This is a genomic window from Kitasatospora fiedleri, assembly GCF_948472415.1.
In the GTDB taxonomy this organism is placed as follows: Bacteria; Actinomycetota; Actinomycetes; order Streptomycetales; family Streptomycetaceae; genus Kitasatospora; species Kitasatospora fiedleri.
The window spans coordinates 5,227,030-5,240,952 of record NZ_OX419519.1; the positions used below are offsets into that span (position 1 = coordinate 5,227,030).

Sequence of the window (13,923 nt, forward strand, 5' to 3'; positions counted from 1 at the left end):
GGGCGAAGGGGACGGCGCGTCGGCTTGGCGGCATGAGCGCCGTCCCCGCTGCGTTTACTTGGCGGCTTCAACCTATGGTGACTTAAGTCGATATAGATCGCAAGAGTCGGGGGTGCAGCAGGGTGTATTAGTCCGTGCTAGTCGCTACTCTCGGAACATGTCCGTTTCCGCCGACGCGCCGCTCTCGAAGAAGGCGCAGATCGCTAACGCTCTTCGAGCTGACATTGCGGCAGGTCAGCCCCCGGTTGGGCAGAAACTTGCCTCTCTGCGGGAGCTTGCTGAGCGGTTCGAGGTCACTACGGTGACGGCGGGCAGCGCTCTTCAGCTCCTCGTTGATGAGGGGCTGATCTACTCGGTGCCGAACCGCGGGTACTTCGTCAGTGCTCCCGTGGCCGGCGGGCAGGTGAAGGACAGTGAACAGTCCGCCGAGTATCAGGCGATCATCCGCCACCTTGAGACGCTGGAGTCGACGGTCCGCAGACTGGCCGAACGGGTTGCCCATCTTGAGGACGTGACGAACGCTCAGCACTGACCCGCTCTGCTGAGACGACCAGCTGGGTCAGCTTCGCAATGTCCTCGGAGAGGCGGTCGAGCCGACTTGTGATCTCGCTCAGTTCATTCGGCGTCACGGCCACTGACCGCCTTTCAGTCCGGTAGCTTCCGTTCGGATGCACTGAGCAAAGCGCAAGCCGCAGCAGTGACCACAGGCTGAGAGTCGATCACTCACAGATCACTCACAGGCACAATCGCAGGGGGATGCGATGCCGAGCGAGACGCCAGCAACCGAACCGTTCATCGCTGAGTTGAAGCGCTGGCGGGACGTGCGGGGTAAGTCGCAGTCCGCTTTGGCGAAGCTGGTGGGTTACACACCGTCCTACGTCTCGAAGGTCGAGAGCGGCCAGCAGCGGCCGTCGGCGTCGTTTGCCGAACAGGCTGACCGGGTGCTCCAGGCCGGCGGCGCACTCCGTCGAGCGTTCACCGAGGCCGAAGCACAGGGACGACTCGAATCGGCGGTGCCTCATCCGGTAGCGCTTGAGCCTTCGGCCGGTGACAGCCAACCGACAAGTCTGATCGTCAAGCACGACGACGCGGAGCTGTACTACGACGGCCGGAGCTACCGCGCGACTCAGCGCCGGTGGCTCTACAACGCCAGCTCGGACCCGATCACCCGGTATCTGATCCGAATCTCTGTCGACCGTTTCCCGGGGAACCCGGAGCGCTCAAACCGTCTCTACCGCGAGAATCCGTTGACGTGGGAAGAGATCGACCTCAGCGCGAAGGTAGGCAACGAACCCGTCGGTTGGAGGGTTCAGCACGACCGGGACGCTTTCAAGGAGCTGTGGCTGCTGTTCGAGAACGATTACGGCCGCTACCCGCTCTACCCAGGGGAGAGCATCTGGATCGAGTACTCGTACACCGTCGGTGACGAGAAGTGGGGAACGTGGTTCCAGCGGGCAGTCAGACTCCCCACCGAGCGGCTGAGCGTCCGGCTCGACTTCCCCGCCGAACTCGACCCGGCGGTCTGGGGGACCGAGACCACCATGACCGCGGCTGCCTTCCCGTTCCGAACCGCGATCCACCAGGACAGTGCCGAGGATCGGCGCACCTTCTCCTGGACCACAGAGGACCCGCCGCTCCACGCCAGGTATCGACTGGAGTGGAAGTTCCGCGCCCGCCCGAACACCGAGGAGAACAGCCCGGCCATGACCACCACCAGCGCCAGCGAGAAGATGCGGTCGATCGGTGTTGTCCAGGCGGGAGATCCGATCCTGATCAGCCAAGCCCGAGCCTTCGATCTGCCGACGGAAGCCGAAGACGTTCGGCGGGTCGTAGCGGAGCTGAACGCCGCAGCGGAGCGCGCAGCGGGTATTCACGTGTTCAGCAAGGGCATGGGTGTCGCGGCTCCGCAGCTCGGAATCGACCGGGCAGCAGCCATCGTCCGCACCGCTGACGGTGAGACCCTCACATTGCTCAATCCCAAGGTGATCGAAGAGTCCGTCGAGGCCGACGAGCAGTACGAAGGTTGCTGGAGCTTCTTCGACGTGCGTGGCATGGTCCCCCGGCCCCGGAGCATCACGGTCGCGCACCAGGATGTTGACGGTCAGCGCCGGATCACGATCTTCGAGAACGCCGTAGCCCGTCTTGTCGCCCACGAGATCGACCATCTGGAGGGCACCCTCTACACCGCTCGCATGCGGCCGGGAGTGGAGCCCATCCCCGTCTCTGAATACCGAGGCACGGGCAGCGGCTGGACCTACGACGCGAAGAACGAGGCACGGTAGCCCAAGCGAAGCACCACACCGAGCCCGACGGCGGGGAGGAGAGGTTGAGGGGGGAAGCTGGTTACGAGTTTCGCTACTTCATCAAGGCGCGCACAGCGCGCCAGCGCGCGGCCCTGGCCGCTCGCCGACGCTCCTGTCTTCGCCCCGCTCCGGCGGCGCCCCGGCCGCGCACGCGGCAAGTCCGAGAGCGAGGGCAGAGGCCTCAAACCCCGCCGTGGCTGGGGCGGGCGGCTCCACGGTTTTACCCACCTGCCAGGACTGGGCCCCGCGTCGAGCAAGAACGGGGGGCCACTCGGCCAAATAGCGGTCAGGCCCAAAAAGCCCTGACCGAGTCGCAACAGCTTACGGCCCCCCGCTCATGCTCGACCCCAGACCAGGCAGGACACCGGCCAAAACCGCTCCACCACCCGCGTGCAGTTTGGGTCCGTTAGGGGGTATCTGCCTCTAGGATGCCGCCATGAATCTCTTCCCGGCTCGGGGCCATGCTCAGGGGACGAGCTCGATCCCGCACTACACGATCCGGAACAACGAGGTCTTCCCGGCTCGGGGCCATGCTCAGGGGACGAGCTCGATCCCGCACTACACGATCCGGAACAACGAGGTCTTCCCGGCTCGGGGTCACGCTCAGGGGACGAGCTCGATCCCGCACTACACGATCCGGAACAACGAGGTCTTCCCGGCTCGGGGTCACGCTCAGGGGACGAGCTCGATCCCGCACTACACGATCCGGTAGGGCCCGAGATCTTGCAATCCTCCTGTATCGTGTATTCGCTGTAGCTCAGCGGATAGAGCACCCCTATGACTAAGGGGAGATCGCGGGTTCGAATCCCGTCAGCCCGACTAAGGCAGGGGCGAGGCGCTTTATGTGCCCCGCCCCTCGCCATGTCCGGTCCCGGGCGCGCCCGCAAGATCGGTCTCTGGGCCGCCTATGGGCCGTGCGAGGCCAACCGATGATGACAGATGACGGCCGAGGGCGAGCTCTCCGCCCCAAGCGGGACAAGGGACAGCTCCCCAGATCTGCGACACTGGAACAACCATGCCTAAGCCCGGAGAACTGACCTTTGTCGCGCCGCGCGGCGCCAAGCCCCCGCGACACCTCGCCGACCTCAGCCCCGCCGAGCGCAAGGAGGCCGTTGCCGAGCTGGGCGAACAGCCGTTCCGCGCGAAGCAGTTGTCGAACCACTACTTCGGCCGGATGTCCGCCGACCCGGAGACCTGGACGGACATCCCGGCGGCGAGCCGGACGAAGCTGACCGAGGCGCTGCTGCCCGAGCTCATGTCCGTGGTGCGGCACGTCTCCTGCGACGACGACGCGACCCGCAAGACGCTGTGGAAGCTGTTCGACGGCACGCTGGTCGAGTCGGTGCTGATGCGCTACCCCGACCGCGTCACCATGTGCATCAGCTCGCAGGCCGGCTGCGGCATGAACTGCCCGTTCTGCGCGACCGGCCAGGCCGGGCTGACCCGCAACCTGTCCACCGGGGAGATCGTCGAGCAGATCGCGGCCGGCATGCGCGACCTCAGGACCGGGGCGGTCCCCGGGGGCGAGGCCCGGCTGTCCAACGTGGTGTTCATGGGCATGGGCGAGCCGCTGGCCAACTACAACCGCGTCCTGTCCGCGATCCGCCGCCTCACCGACCCGTCCCCGGACGGCTTCGGCCTCTCCCAGCGCGGCATCACCGTCTCCACCGTCGGCCTGGTCCCGGCCATGCACCGCTTCGCCGACGAGGGCCTGAGCTGCCGCCTCGCGCTGTCGCTGCACGCGCCGGACGACGAGCTGCGCGACGAGCTGGTCCCGGTCAACACCCGCTGGAAGGTCGACGAGGTGCTGGACGCCGCGTGGAACTACGCGGAGAAGTCCGGGCGGCGGGTGTCCATCGAGTACGCGCTGATCAAGGACATCAACGACCAGGCGTGGCGGGCGGACCTGCTCGGCCGCCTGATCAAGAACCGCCGGGTGCACGTGAACCTGATCCCGCTCAACCCGACCCCGGGTTCGAAGTGGACGGCCTCCCGGCCCGAGGACGAGCGGGAGTTCGTCCGCCGCCTCCAGGCGCACGGCGTGCCCACCACCGTCCGCGACACCCGCGGCCAGGAGATCGACGGGGCCTGCGGGCAGCTGGCCGCCGCGGGCTGACGCGACCGCGCGCGCTGACGCGACCGAGGGGCCCGGCCGGGAACGGCGGGCCCCTCCGTCCGTCTCACGGCAGCGGGCAGAGCAGCACCGTCAGTCCGCCCGTCAGCAGCAGGACCGTGCCCGCGGCGAGGGCGCGGAGGGTGACGGTGCCGGTGAGCAGGCCGGGCGGGGTGCCGAGGCGGTCGAGGGCGTCGAGGGTGGGGCCGCGGTCGGCGCGCAGTTCGTGGAGGCGGGCGGCCAGGGCGGCGACCGCGCAGGCGAGCACGAGGGCGCCCTCGACCAGGGTGAGGCCGGGGAGGGCGGTGCCGGCCCGGGCCCAGCTGCGCCAGGCGACCAGCGCCAGCGCGACGACCGCGGTGAGGACGGCCAGCGGGGTGCCGAGGCGGCGGGCCTGGGCGGTGAGGGTCCGGCCGGCGAGCAGCCGGAGCGGGGCGGGGCGGCGCAGGGCGAGCAGCCGGCCGGCCAGGGCGAGCAGCGGGCCGGTCCACAGCGCGAGGGCGAACGCGGTGAGCGTCCAGCCGGTGAGCAGCGCGGGGCTGGTGGCGGGGAGTCCGGCGGGGAGGGCGAGGGTGCGTTCGGCGTCGGTGGCGTCGGGGCGCAGCCCGTACAGTTCGAGGCCGAGTCCGGCGAGCAGGACGGGGGCGGGCAGCAGCACCCGCAGCAGGGTGTGGCGGGTGCGGGCGGGTTCGGCCGGCCGGCCCGGGAGGCTGTCGGGGAGGCGGATCGCGCCGGCCGCGGAGACCCCGGCGACCAGCGGGAGGACCGCGAGCAGGACGACCGGCGCGGCGGCGGGCAGCGGGACGCCCATGCCGACGGCGGGGGCGAGCGAGGGCCCGGCGATGTCGTTGCGCAGGATCAGGAACAGCAGCAGGGTGACCGCGGAGCCGAGCCCGCAGGCGAGCGCGATCTCCCCGGCGACCAGCAGCCGGATGCGGGTGGGGCCGGCCCCGGCGGCGGTGAGGCCGGTGATCCGCTCGGGGTGCTGGGCGGGGACGGCCCGGGCGGCGACGGCCGCGAACCAGGCGACGGCGGCGAGCGGCGGCAGGCACCAGAGCAGCCGTTCGAGGTTGCCCTCCGTCCCGTGGAGGGCCCGGCCGAGGGCGCGCAGCAGGAAGGCGGCGACCACGGCGGCGGCGGTCGCGGTGAGCAGCCAGCGGGCGAGGTCGAGGGCGCGGTAGCCGCGGGCGAGCCTGAGGTAGTACACGGCGCTCCCCTCAGTTCCCGGCGGCGACGGTGGCCGCGTCGGCGGGTTCGGTCGAGAGCCGGCCGTCGACCAGGTGGACGGTGCGGTCGGCGAACCGGGCGAGCGCCGGGTCGTGGGTGGCCAGGACCAGGGTCAGCCGGTGCGAGCGGGCGGCGCTGGCCAGTATCCGCATGACCTGTTCGCGGGCGTCGCGGTGCAGCGGCGCGGTCGGGTCGTCGGCGAAGACGACCGGCGGCTGGGGGGCGAGGGCGCGGGCGACGGCGATCCGCTGGCGCCGGTCCTGCTGGAGCTCGGCCGGGCGCAGGCGGGCGCAGTCGGCGACGTCGAGGCGCTCCAGCCACTCGCCGGCGGCGCGGTAGGCGGCGCGGTGGCCGGTGCCGGCCAGCAGCAAGGGGAGGGCGACGTTCTCACGGGCCGTCAGTTCCGGGACCAGGTGCGGCTCGGGGCCGACGTAGCCGAAGCGCTCGCGGCGGAGCTTCTCGCGTCCGGCCCGGCCCAGGGTGTGCACGGGGGAGCTGTGGAACCAGACCTCGCCCTCGTCGACCGGGAGCTGCGCGGACAGGCAGCCGAGCAGGGTGGACTTGCCGGAGCCGCGCGGGCCGGTGACGGCGAGCATCTCGCCCTCGCGGACGCCCAGCGAGACGCCGCGCAGGGCGGGGGTGCCGTGGTGGGACTTGACGATCCCTCGGGCCCAGAGCACGTCGTTGTCGGGCGGGGCCGCTGACATGAGATCCATCCAGGTGCCGACGGGGATATGACAGTCGTCAGATTAGAACGATCGGACGGTGCCGCGGGCACGCCGCACGGGGTCGATCCGGGACGAATCACCCCGAACACGGCGTGTCGGACGGCAGATTCACCCCGGCGGCGGCCGGTGACCGGACGTCCGGGCACCCGGACGCCCTGGTGTCCGGACGCTCGCGACGGCCCGGACGCGCCGAAGGGCGGTCCCGGCGGTGAGGAGCCGGGGCCGCCCTTCGGTGGAGGGTGGGAGAGGAGGATCAGATCTTCTGCCACGCGTCGGACAGGCTGGTCCGCAGGATCTGCTCGATCTCGTCGAAGGTCGACTGGTCGGAGATCAGCGGCGGGGCCAGCTGGACGACCGGGTCGCCGCGGTCGTCGGCCCGGCAGTACAGGCCGTTGTCGAACAGCGCCTTGGAGAGGAAGCCGTACAGGACGCGCTCGACCTCGTCGTCGTTGAAGGACTCCTTGGTGACCTTGTCCTTGACGAGCTCGATGCCGTAGAAGTACCCGTTGCCGCGGACGTCGCCGACGATCGGCAGGTCGCGCAGCTTGTTCAGGGTGGCCAGGAACTTCGACTCGTTGTCGAGGACGTGCTGGTTCAGGCCCTCGCGCTCGAAGATGTCGAGGTTGGCCAGCGCCACCGCGGAGGAGACCGGGTGGCCGCCGAAGGTGTAGCCGTGCAGGAAGGTGTTGTCGCCCTTGTAGAACGGCTCGGCGATGCGGTCCGAGATGATCGTGGCGCCGATCGGGGAGTAGCCCGAGGTCATGCCCTTGGCGCAGGTGATCATGTCCGGCACGTAGCCGAACTTGTCGGCGCCGAACATGGTGCCGAGGCGGCCGAAGGCGCAGATGACCTCGTCCGAGACCAGCAGCACGTCGTGGCGGTCGCAGATCTCGCGCAGGCGCTGGAAGTACCCGGGCGGCGGCGGGAAGCAGCCGCCGGCGTTCTGCACCGGCTCGACGAAGACGGCGGCGACGGTCTCGGGGCCCTCGAAGAGGATGGCCTGCTCGATCTCGTCGGCGGCCCAGCGGCCGTAGGCCTCCGGGTCGACCGTGCCGTCGGGGCCGGCCAGGAAGGCCGGGGCGCGGTAGATGTTGGTGTTCGGGGCCTTGTGGGTGCCCGGCACCAGCGGCTCGAACGGGGCCTTCAGGCCCGGCAGGCCGGTGATGGACAGCGCGCCCTGCGGGGTGCCGTGGTAGGCGACGGCCCGGGAGATGACCTTGTACTTGGTGGGCTTGCCGGTCAGCTTGAAGTACTGCTTGGCCAGCTTCCACGCGGTCTCGACGGCCTCGCCGCCACCGGTGGAGAAGAACACCTTGTTCAGGTCGCCGGGGGCGTAGTTGGCCAGGCGCTCGGCCAGCTCGACGGCCTTCGGGTGGGCGTAGCTCCACACCGGGAAGAAGGCCAGCTCCTTGGCCTGCTTGGCGGCGGCCTCGGCGAGCTCCTCGCGGCCGTGGCCCGCCTGCACCACGAACAGGCCGGCCAGGCCGTCGAGGTACTTGCGGCCCTTGTCGTCCCAGACGTAGGTGCCCTCGCCCTTGACGATCGTCGGCACGGGGGAGTTCTCGTACGACGACATGCGGGTGAAGTGCATCCACAGGTGGTCGTAGGCGGTCTTGGAAAGGTCCTTCTGCGCCGGGTCGGCTGTCATCGGGTGCCCCAGGTGTAGGTCTGTTTCCGGAGTTTCAGGTAAACGAAGCTCTCGGTGCTCCGCACGCCGGGAAGCGCGCGGATGCGCTTGTTGATCAGTTCGAGAAGGTGCTCGTCGTCCTCGCACACCAACTCGGCGAGGAGGTCGAACGAACCCGCGGTGCACACCACGTAGTCGACCTCGTCGAAGGCGGCCAGCGCGTCGGCGACCGGTTCGATGTCTCCCTCCACCCGGATGCCCACCATCGCCTGGCGGGTGAATCCGACGGTGAGGGGGTCGGTCACGGCGACGATCTGCATCACGCCCTGGTCGAGCAGCTTCTGGACGCGCTGCCGGACGGCCGCCTCGGACAGGCCCACGGCCTTGCCGATGGCGGCGTACGGACGGCGCCCGTCCTCCTGGAGCTGCTCGATGATCGCCTTGGAGGCGGCGTCGAGGGGAACGCTGGCGTTCCGGTCACGGTTGGCCACGCCGCCACTGTGCCTGACGGGCGGCGGAATCGCAAGCGGCCGTGCTGCTGATTTCGTCGCCCTTTCGAAGATCGGACGCGGAAAGCGTGGCTCTTGATGAGAGCCTCTGTCGATACCGGCAGTGGCATGGGTACCCTGGCCACATACACGCGCGACCCTGCACACCGCCGATCGTGGCTTGTCGCTGACATGCCGTGGCCCCCCGGGCCCAGGGGTAACCTGGCGCCCGGAGCTGCAACGACGCAGGCCCAGACCGAGGAGAGACCGTGAGCGAGCTTCGTACGCTGCGCAACTACATCAACGGCGAGTTCGTCGACGCTGCGGACGGCCGCACGCTCGACGTCGTCGACCCGACCACGGGCGAGGTCTACGCGACCTCCCCGCTCTCCGGCCCGGCCGACGTGGACGCGGCGATGGCCGCCGCCGCGGCCGCGTTCCCGGTCTGGCGGGACTCCACCCCGGCGCTCCGGCAGAAGCTGCTGCTCAAGGTGGCCGACGCGGTCGAGGCCCGGGCCGACGAGATCGTGGACGCCGAGGTGCGCAACACCGGCAAGCCGCGCGGGCTGACCCTCTCCGAGGAGATCGGCCCGATGGTCGACCAGCTGCGCTTCTTCGCCGGCGCCGCCCGCCTGCTGGAGGGCAAGGCCGCGGGCGAGTACATGGACGGCCTGACCTCGATCGTCCGCCGCGAGCCGGTCGGCGTCTGCGCGCAGGTCGCGCCGTGGAACTACCCGATGATGATGGCGGTGTGGAAGTTCGCCCCGGCGATCGCCGCGGGCAACGCCGTGGTGCTCAAGCCCTCCGACACCACCCCGGCCTCCACCGTGCTGCTGGCCGAGATCATCGGCGGCGTGCTGAAGGACCTGGAGCTGCCGGCCGGCGTCTTCAACGTGATCTGCGGCGACCGGGAGACCGGCCGCCTGATGGTCGAGCACCGCACCCCGGCGATGGCCTCCATCACCGGCTCGGTCCGGGCCGGCATGCAGGTCGCCGAGTCCGCCGCGAAGGACGTCAAGCGGGTCCACCTGGAGCTCGGCGGCAAGGCCCCGGTCGTGGTCTTCGAGGACGCCGACATCGCCGAGGCCGTCGAGGGCATCTCGGTGGCCGGCTACTTCAACGCCGGCCAGGACTGCACCGCCGCCACCCGCGTGCTGGTGCACGAGTCGATCCACGACGCCTTCGTCGAGGCGCTCGCCAAGGCCGCCGCCGACACCAAGACCGGCGGCGTGGACGACGAGGACGTGCTGTACGGCCCGCTCAACAACGCCAACCAGCTGAAGCAGGTGGCCGGCTTCATCGAGCGGCTGCCCGCGCACGCCAAGGTCGAGGCCGGCGGCCACCGGGTCGGCGACAAGGGCTACTTCTGGGCGGCGACCGTGGTCTCCGGCCTGAAGCAGGACGACGAGATCATCCAGAACGAGGTCTTCGGCCCGGTCATCACCGTGCAGAAGTTCACCGACGAGGAGCAGGCCGTCGAGTACGCCAACGGCGTCGAGTACGCGCTCGCCTCCTCGGTGTGGACCAAGGACCACGCCCGCGCGATGCGGATGTCCCGCCGGCTGGACTTCGGCTGCGTGTGGATCAACACCCACATCCCGCTGGTCGCCGAGATGCCGCACGGCGGGTTCAAGAAGTCCGGCTACGGCAAGGACCTGTCCTCGTACGGGTTCGAGGACTACACCCGGATCAAGCACGTCATGACCGCGATCTAGCGGGTCAGGACCATCGGGCGCAGTATGACCGCGATCTAGCGGGTCAGGACGATCGGGCGCAGCATGACCGCGATCTGACCTGCTGACCGGCCTGTCGGCGGGGGCGCGGGGACCTCTCCCCGCGCCCCCGGCTTTTCACCCTGTCAGGGCGGCGCGCGACTCGCGTGACAGGATGGAGCTGCCCCGGGCCGGGGGCGCTCCCTACGCTGGTCGCATGAGCACTCCCACCGCTGACTCGGTCGCCGGGCAGGCCGTCAAGGCCGCCGACCGCGCGCACGTCTTCCACTCGTGGTCCGCCCAGGCGCTGATCGACCCCCTCGCGGTGGCCGGTGCCGAGGGCTCCTACTTCTGGGACTACGACGGCAACCGCTACCTGGACTTCTCCTCGCAGCTGGTGAACACCAACATCGGCCACCAGCACCCGAAGGTGGTCGCGGCGATCCAGGCGAAGGCCGCGCAGTTGTGCACCATCGCCCCCGGCTTCGCCGAGGAGTCGCGCAGCGAGGCCGCCCGGCTGATCGCCGAGCGGACCCCCGGCGACCTGGACAAGATCTTCTTCACCAACGGCGGCGCCGAGGCGAACGAGAACGCGATCCGGATGGCCCGGCTGCACACCGGCCGGCACAAGGTGCTCTCCACCTACCGCTCGTACCACGGCGCCACCGCCAACGCGATCGCCCTGACCGGCGACCCGCGCCGCTGGGCGAACGAGGCCGGCGTCTCGGGCATCGTGCACTTCTGGGGCCCGTACCCGTACCGCTCGAACTTCCACGCCGAGAACGAGGCGCAGGAGTGCGAGCGCGCGCTGGCGCACCTGGAGCAGACCCTCGCGTTCGAGGGCCCGGGCACCGTCGCGGCGATCATCCTGGAGACCGTGGTCGGCACCGCGGGCATCCTGGTGCCGCCGGCCGGCTACCTGGCGGGCGTGCGGGAGATCTGCGACCGGTACGGGATCGTGTTCATCCTGGACGAGGTGATGGCCGGCTTCGGCCGCACCGGCGCGTGGTTCGCCGCCGACCACTGGGGGATCACCCCCGACCTGCTGACCTTCGCCAAGGGCGTCAACTCCGGCTACCTGCCGCTGGGCGGCGTGGCGATCTCCGGGGCGATCGCGGAGACCTTCGCGCAGCGGGCGTTCCCGGGCGGCCTGACCTACTCGGGCCACCCGCTGGCCTGCGCCTCCGCGGTGGCGACGATCAACACGATGGCCGAGGAGGGCATCGTGGAGCACGCCGCGCACATCGGCGAGCACGTGCTCGGCCCCGGCCTGCGCGAGCTGGCCGAGCGGCACCCCTCGATCGGCGAGGTGCGCGGCCTGGGCGTGTTCTGGGCGCTGGACCTGGTGAAGAACCGGGAGACCCGCGAGCCGCTGGTGCCGTACAACGCGGCCGGCGCCGACAACGCGCCGATGGCGCAGCTCGCGGCGGCCTGCAAGCAGCGCGGCCTGTGGCCGTTCACCAACATGAACCGCTTCCACGTGGTGCCGCCGTGCAACGTCAGCGAGGAGGAGGCCAAGACCGGTCTCGCCGTGCTGGACGAGGTGCTCACCCTCACCGACGCGCACACGGTCTGACGATCCTTCACGACTACTTCACAGGGGCTCCGGGGAAACCACCCGGGGCCCCTGGATGTCTTTGCTCATCGGATCAGTACGATGATTCGCCTGACCTGAGAGCAAAGGAACTGTCATGGGGGACACGGGGTTTCGGGTCGAGCCCGAAGCACTGACCGGATACGCGGCCGTACTGGACGCCCAGGCCGAACGGATCGCGCAGATCCGCTCGGCCCTGGCGGGCGTCCAGCTCTCGTCCGAAGCCTTCGGCAAACTGCCGGGCTCGGGCGAGCTGTACGGCTCCTACCAGGAGCACGCCGAAGCGGAGCAGGAGAACTTCGCCGACCTGCTCGACCTGCTCGACGGCACCGCCGAGGGCGTCCGGTTCGCGGTGGACAACTACGAGAGCAACGAGCACGAGACCGCCGCGGTGTACGGGGGCGGCCAGTGAGCACCCTGGCCCCCGGCTCGTTCGGCGACGCGGTCGACGCGTACCGGTGGACCCGCGACCGGGTCACCGGGCAACTACCGCCGCTGCCCAGCTTCGAGAACCCGGCCAGCGAGGGCCTCGACGCGGGCCTCGACTCCATCGTCAAGGCGGCGCTGGACGCCACCGGGCTGATGGACGTGCTGGAGAAGGTCACCGGCGACCTCCAGGCGCTGACCGCCGCCTCGCACGAGTGGCAGACCCAGGCGAAGGCGATGCAGGAGGTCGCCGAGGAGCTGCGGGCGGCCGGCACCCGGGTCGAGGGCGGCTGGGAGGGCGCGGCCTCCACCGCGTTCGGCGGCCACATGGCCACCGTCGTCGAGGCGGTCGACGCCACCGCCGCCGACATGGCCCAGGTCGCCCAGATCATCAGCCAGGCCGCCGCCGAGTGCCAGCTCGCCGAGAACCTGATCATCGAGATCATCCGCGAGGCCATCGAGACCCTGATCATCACCCTGGCCGCCTCCGTGGTGGTCGACATCCTCACCCTGGGCCTGGCCACCGCCGCCGAGGCGCTCATCGTCGAGGGCGAGATCGCCATCTACATCGCCCGGGTGGGCCAGGTCTCGCTCAAGCTGGAGAAGGCGCTCAAGGAGCTGCACGAAGCCATCAAGGCGATGAAGACGGCGCGCACCCTGGGCAAGTTCAACAAGGCCCGCAAGGCCGCCAAGGCGGTCCGCAAGCTCGGCGGCCGGGGCAACCGCTGGAAGTCCGGCCTCGACCTGGTCCGCAACCCCTCGATGGCCAACCTCGGCGAGTTCGCCACCGCGCAGGCCCTGGGCAAGGGCTTCGGCGCGGTCAAGGGCGGCGTCAAGGGCGGCCTGGGCGCGATCACCGGCGCCGGCGACTTCCCCGGCGTCCTCACCGACAACCTGCTCAGCGACCAGGGCCTGGACACCGTCGCCGGCGCGCTGGACGGCCCGCCCGACACCGAGCCGTACCGGGTGCCGGGCAACCGCGTGACGGAGGCGTTCGGATGACCGGCGGCCCCCCGGGCGCGGGCCCGTACGGCGCGGCCCCGTACGGCCAGGGCCCGTACCCGCACTCGCACCCGTACCCGGCCGCGCCGCAGGTGTACGAGCCGCGGCGGCTCGGCGGCGGCTCGCACCTGCCGCTGGTGGCGCCCCACCTGGCACCCGGCGAGCAAGTGCACGCCGTGCTCGACATCCAGCTCAGCGACCTGCTCCGCCGCGTCCCGCGCCGCCACCGGAAGGAACGGGACGGCCTGTTCCAGGCGCTGGGCGTCCTGCTCGACCTGGTCGGCGCGGTCGTCGACGCGGTCGAGGAGGCCATCGGCGGCTTCTTCCGCAACCTCCGGCGGATCTTCCGCGGCCGCGGCCTGTCCGGCGGCTGGGAGAGCCAGGCCGGCCGGTTCGCCGTCCAGGTGCTGACCGGCGGCCCGGGCGACCGGAGGTACGAGAACCGCGGCGTCGTGCTGGTCTTCACCGACCGCCGAATCCTGCTCGGCAGCGCCCTCTCCGACGGCTACCACCCGTACGGCGAGATCCCCCGGCAGCAGCTCGCCCGGGTCGAACCGCGGATGGGCTCCTGGTCCGACCGGGTCGAGGCGTACTTCGCGGACGGCTCCCGGGTCGCCCTCGACGCCCGCGACCGGCACGACGCGCAGGCCCTGGAACTGCTGGTCCGCGGCCAGGTCCCGCCGCCCCGGCCGCCGGACTGACC

12 protein-coding genes are annotated in these 13,923 nt (G+C 70.6%); 8 read left to right on the forward strand and 4 right to left on the reverse strand.

Annotation, left to right across the window (positions count from 1 at the left end; translation table 11 throughout):
* The first annotated feature begins 157 nt into the window (after nt 1-157).
* The 3 genes from QMQ26_RS24070 to rlmN all read left to right on the forward strand — a co-directional run bounded on the left by QMQ26_RS24070 (nt 158) and on the right by rlmN (nt 4,419).
* Nucleotides 158-532, forward strand: coding sequence for a winged helix-turn-helix domain-containing protein (locus tag QMQ26_RS24070; protein WP_282202648.1), 375 nt, complete (start codon nt 158-160; stop codon nt 530-532).
* Nucleotides 533-761: 229 nt separating this feature from the next.
* Nucleotides 762-2,282 carry a peptide deformylase gene (locus tag QMQ26_RS24075; protein WP_282202649.1) on the forward strand — a complete coding sequence of 507 codons (1,521 nt, stop codon included), beginning with the start codon at nt 762-764 and terminating at the stop codon, nt 2,280-2,282.
* 1,036 nt (nt 2,283-3,318) lie between these two features.
* Nucleotides 3,319-4,419 carry a 23S rRNA (adenine(2503)-C(2))-methyltransferase RlmN gene (gene rlmN / locus QMQ26_RS24080; protein WP_100836190.1) on the forward strand — a complete coding sequence of 367 codons (1,101 nt, stop codon included), beginning with the start codon at nt 3,319-3,321 and terminating at the stop codon, nt 4,417-4,419.
* 64 nt (nt 4,420-4,483) lie between these two features.
* Here the strand turns inward: rlmN and QMQ26_RS24085 are convergent, their stop codons facing one another.
* From QMQ26_RS24085 to QMQ26_RS24100, 4 genes are all read right to left on the reverse strand, one after another.
* Nucleotides 4,484-5,623 (reverse strand): hypothetical protein, encoded by a 1,140-nt coding sequence (locus QMQ26_RS24085; protein WP_282202650.1) that lies wholly within the window; start codon nt 5,621-5,623, stop codon nt 4,484-4,486.
* Between the two features lie 10 nt (nt 5,624-5,633).
* Entirely contained in the window at nt 5,634-6,350 is a 717-nt protein-coding gene (locus QMQ26_RS24090; protein ID WP_100836188.1) for an ABC transporter ATP-binding protein, read from the reverse strand.
* A gap of 274 nt (nt 6,351-6,624) precedes the next feature.
* On the reverse strand, nt 6,625-8,019 hold the full coding sequence (locus tag QMQ26_RS24095) for an aspartate aminotransferase family protein (RefSeq protein ID WP_014138338.1): 1,395 nt from the start codon (nt 8,017-8,019) through the stop codon (nt 6,625-6,627).
* Entirely contained in the window at nt 8,016-8,489 is a 474-nt protein-coding gene (locus QMQ26_RS24100; protein ID WP_030458782.1) for an Lrp/AsnC family transcriptional regulator, read from the reverse strand. The genes QMQ26_RS24095 and QMQ26_RS24100 overlap by 4 nt, the downstream gene beginning before the upstream one ends.
* Nucleotides 8,490-8,755: 266 nt before the next feature.
* On the opposite strand from QMQ26_RS24100, the gene QMQ26_RS24105 reads away from it, so the two are divergent.
* The 5 genes from QMQ26_RS24105 (at nt 8,756) to QMQ26_RS24125 (ending at nt 13,921) form a co-directional block, all read left to right on the forward strand.
* A complete protein-coding gene (locus QMQ26_RS24105) occupies nt 8,756-10,201 on the forward strand; it encodes a gamma-aminobutyraldehyde dehydrogenase (RefSeq protein ID WP_100836187.1) in 1,446 nt (481 codons plus the stop codon).
* Nucleotides 10,202-10,415: 214 nt separating this feature from the next.
* A complete protein-coding gene (locus QMQ26_RS24110; RefSeq protein WP_282202651.1) occupies nt 10,416-11,774 on the forward strand; it encodes an aspartate aminotransferase family protein in 1,359 nt (452 codons plus the stop codon).
* A gap of 115 nt (nt 11,775-11,889) precedes the next feature.
* On the forward strand, nt 11,890-12,204 hold the full coding sequence (locus tag QMQ26_RS24115) for a hypothetical protein (RefSeq protein ID WP_282202652.1): 315 nt from the start codon (nt 11,890-11,892) through the stop codon (nt 12,202-12,204).
* Entirely contained in the window at nt 12,201-13,220 is a 1,020-nt protein-coding gene (locus QMQ26_RS24120; protein WP_100836184.1) for a WXG100 family type VII secretion target, read from the forward strand. Before QMQ26_RS24115 ends, QMQ26_RS24120 begins: the two co-directional genes overlap by 4 nt.
* Nucleotides 13,217-13,921, forward strand: a complete 705-nt coding sequence (locus QMQ26_RS24125) for a hypothetical protein (protein WP_282202653.1) — start codon at nt 13,217-13,219, stop codon at nt 13,919-13,921. The genes QMQ26_RS24120 and QMQ26_RS24125 overlap by 4 nt, the downstream gene beginning before the upstream one ends.
* Nucleotides 13,922-13,923 lie beyond the last annotated feature (2 nt).